3 protein-coding genes are annotated in these 3716 nt (G+C 74.4%); 1 reads left to right on the top strand and 2 read right to left on the bottom strand.

What is annotated here, in order from left to right:
* On the top strand, positions 1 to 606 hold a 606-nt coding region (locus tag AC1D12_RS27710; RefSeq protein WP_477844274.1), incomplete at its 5' end, for a serine hydrolase domain-containing protein.
* On the opposite strand, the gene AC1D12_RS27715 is transcribed toward AC1D12_RS27710, so the two are convergent.
* Both AC1D12_RS27715 and AC1D12_RS27720 read right to left on the bottom strand, forming a co-directional pair.
* Positions 591 to 2618, bottom strand: coding sequence for a YehQ family protein (locus tag AC1D12_RS27715; protein WP_477844276.1), 2028 nt, complete (start codon positions 2616 to 2618; stop codon positions 591 to 593). The two genes, AC1D12_RS27710 and AC1D12_RS27715, sit on opposite strands and share 16 nt — an antisense overlap.
* A complete protein-coding gene (locus tag AC1D12_RS27720) occupies positions 2615 to 3715 on the bottom strand; it encodes a VWA domain-containing protein (protein ID WP_477844278.1) in 1101 nt (366 codons plus the stop codon). Before AC1D12_RS27720 ends, AC1D12_RS27715 begins: the two co-directional genes overlap by 4 nt.
* Position 3716 lies beyond the last annotated feature (1 nt).

Here is a 3716-nt window from a genome sequence, read left to right on the forward strand (position 1 = left end):
GCGCGGCAGGTCACCGAGCGCAGCGATGCGCCGGGGCAGCGCTTCAACTACGCGGGTGCGCAGACCGAGGTGCTGGGCCTGGTGCTGCGCGGCGCGACCGGCCGCACGCTGTGCGACTACGTCGGCGAGCGGATCTGGAAGCCGATCGGCGCGCAGGCGGCAGCGAGCTGGCTGCTGAACCCGGCCGACCACGTGGAGCTCGCGCAGGGCGGCTTCAACGCGACGCTGCGCGATTACGCGCGGCTCGGGATGATGATGGCCGCCGACGGGCAGGTGAACGGCGCCGCGGTGGTGTCGCGCGAGCACCTGCTCGACATGACCGATGCCGCGCGCCAGCCCGAGGCCTTCCGGCCCGGGCAGATGCAGTACCACGGCAGCAGCTACTTCGGCTACGGCCTGCAGACCTGGCTGCTGCCGGGCCGGCAGCGCCGCTTCATGCTGCTGGGCGTCTACGGCCAGGCGATCTTCGTGGACCCGGCGCTGCGGCTGGTGGTGGTGCACACCGCGGTCGGCAAGGATGCCTCGGGCGATGCGAGCGGCCACCACCTCGGCGTGGAGCGCGATGCGCTGCTGCGCGGGATCGTCGCGGCCTACGGGGACTGGTAGTCGCCGCGGTCCAGCAGCGCCGCATCCTCATGCAATTGGCGCAGCGCCAGCAGCTGCAGCAGCGCCGGTGCGAGCAGCACGTCGCCCGGCCTGGCCTGCGCCGCGGCGACCTCGCGCGTCACGGCTTGCAGCCGTTGCGACAGCTCGCGCAGCCCGGCCGCCTCCAGCCGCCGCACCAGCGGTGCAGATTCGCCGGCCCACCCGCGCGGCAGGCGCGCCAGGCCGTGGTGCAGCAGCGTCGCCAGGTGCTGCCGCAGCGCTTCGAGCTGCAGCGTGCAGGGGTCGGCACCGGCCGGCCGCGCCACGCCCAGCGGCAACGCGCCGAGCGCGCCGCTCGCCGCCGCGAAATCCGGCACCAGCAGACCCCCTTCGCAGCCCAGCGCCCACGGCTCCAGGCTCGGCACGCCGTGCTGCCAGCTCAGCACGCCCGCCACATGGCGCAGCGCACCGTGCCGCCCGCTCGCGGCAGCGGCCATCGCATCGAGCGCATGCGGCGCATGCCGTTCGTGGAAGCGCTGCACCAGCAGCGGCGCACCTTGCGCATCGCGCAGCAGCATCGCCACGCCTTGTTCGTTGGCGTCGTAGGCCGGCGGCTCCACCTCGGCCGGGCTGAACACGATGAAGCGCCGTGCCGCGTGCCGCGGCTGCAGCGCTGCCGTCGGGTGCGCCAGTTGCTCGGCGCGCAGTGCGGCCACGCTGTCGAAGCGCACCGGTGCGCCGAGCTGCGCCCAGTCGGCCGCCTGCGGCAGCACGCTGTTCTGCGAGCTGCGCGCACGCGCCAGCCGCACGCTGCCGTCGGGCCGCCGCGCCGCCTGCTGCGCGAGCAGCTGCCCGCGCGCCAGCGCCTCCAGCAGCACGCCAGGCGCGAGCCGTTCGGCGGCGCGGATCGCGGCCTCGTCGGCACGCCGCGCCTCGGGCACCTGCCACGCATGCGCCAGCACCAGGCGCGTGCCGGTGTCGATGTCGGCCATCACGAGGGTGGTGCGGCGCGCCTCGCCGTCGCGCTGCGTGCGCGCGCCCAGGCACATCAGCCTGACCCGGTCCAGCGCGGTCTCTCCCGCCTGGCCGATGCCCAGCACGGCGCCGGCATGGCCAGGCAGGCCGCCCGCGGCCTGCCGCAGGCCCAGCTCGGCCAGCAGGTCGACGCCCTGCGCGGCGTCGTACAGCGCGCGGCGCTTCGCGTAGCCCTCGCCCCAGGTCTCCAGGTCGGCGAGCAGCAGCGACAGCCAGGCCGCTTCGGTCGCGGCGATGCGTGCGGTCGACAGGCCTTGCATCCATGCATCGGCGCCTTGCGACACGCCGTGCCGCGCGATCGCCTCCACCAGCTGCTCGAACGGCGCGCGCTCGACCGCGTGAGCCTGGCCTGCCGAGCCCAGCCGCACCGTGAGCTGCGGTGCCGCTGCATCCTGTTCGCGTGCGGCGCGGAACGCCCACACGCCCAGCGCGACGTGCTCGCAGGCCGCCGCGCGCACGCAGTCGCAGCGCGCGGTCTCGAGTGCGGCACCGCCCCAGTAGCGCACGGTCGCGCTCGGCAGCCGCGCGGTGTCGCACGGGTCGCCGCCGCCGCGCTGCCGCACCTCGATGCTGATGCCGGCATCGCGCAGCAGGCCGGCCTGCGTCAGCAGCGTGGCCGGCACGACGCGGGCCAGCGCCGCATCGTCGGCATCGGCCACGGGTGCTGCGACCGGCAGCGGCGCGGCCGCCTGTTCCGCCTGTGCCGAAGCCGATTCGCGGTACGCCAGCGCCGCGATCACGCGGTGCCGGCACACGCCGGCCGCGTTGCAGCTGCAGCGCGCATCCTGGATCGCCACGCCCGCCGGCCAGCGGCACGACACGCCATCGTCGAACACCGCCTCCAGCAGCCCCTGCGCGTCCACCGACAGCCGCGGCCGGTAGCCGCCGGCCAACTCGCGCACCGCACGCTTGACGATGCCGGCATTCGCCGCATGCGACAGCGCCTCGGGCGACAGGTGCAGCAGGTCGTCGCGGACGATCGCCCCCACCGCGCTCACTTCAGCTTCTCCGCGAGCCAGGCGGCGAGCTGCCCCGGCGTCATCGCGCCGACCTGCGCGCCGGCCTCCACCAGCCGGCCGGCCAGCTCCTTGTCGTAGACCGGGTCGGCCCGCTCGTCGAGCGCGGCCAGCCCGAGCACGGTGCTGCCCTGCGCCACCAGCGCGCGCACGTGGCCGATCAGCACGTGCTCCGGCATGCCCTCGTAGAAGTCGCTGACGATCACGACCACCGCGCGCCGCGGCACGCTGATGCGCTCTGCCGCGTAGCCCACCGCCTTGCCGATGAAGGTGCCGCCGCCGAGCTGCACGCCCATCAGCACCTCGACCGGGTCGGTGACGCTGTCGCTCAGGTCGACCACCTCGGTGTCGAACGCGATCAGGTGCGTCTTGATGCCCGGCAGGCCCCACAGGCAGGCGGCCGTCACCGCCGAATGGATCACCGAGTTCAGCATGCTGCCGCTCTGGTCGACCAGCAGGAAGACCTGCCAGGGCTCCAGCACGCGCCGCGTGTTGACGTGGAACAGCGGCCGCTGGATCACGAGCCGGCCGCGCTGCACATCGTAGTGGCGCAGGTTGCGCTTCAGCGTCTCGCGCGCGGCGAACTGGCTGACTGCCCCCTGCAGGCTCAGCTGCTGCGGCTTGCGCGCGCCGCTGAAGGCGCGCTGCACCTGCTTCGCGAGCTTCTCGACCAGCTCGCGCACCACCTTGTCGACCAGCTTGCGCGCCATCGCCAGCACCTGCGGATTCATCAGGTGCTTGGTGCGCAGCACCGCCTGCAGCAGCGCCGGGTTCGGCGTCGCGCGCTCCAGCACGTCGAGGTTGGTCACCACCTCGTCGATGCCGTAGCGCTCGATTGCGTCGCGCTCCAGGCGTTCGATCGTCTCCTTCGGGAACAGCTCGTGGATGCCGTTGATCCACTCCGGCACCGTCAGCTGCGAGGCTTCGCTGCCGCCGTGGCGGTCGAGCGCGTCGTCGGCGTGCCGGCCGTCCTGCGACGGGTCGTCGCGGCCGTACAGCCACGCGAGCGAGCGGTCCATCGCGGCCGCGTGGCCGCCGGCCGCGCCGAGGCTCGCGTCGGCGGCCTCGCCGAGCAGCAGG

The sequence above is a fragment of the Rhizobacter sp. P1_G5 genome, from assembly GCF_056405435.1.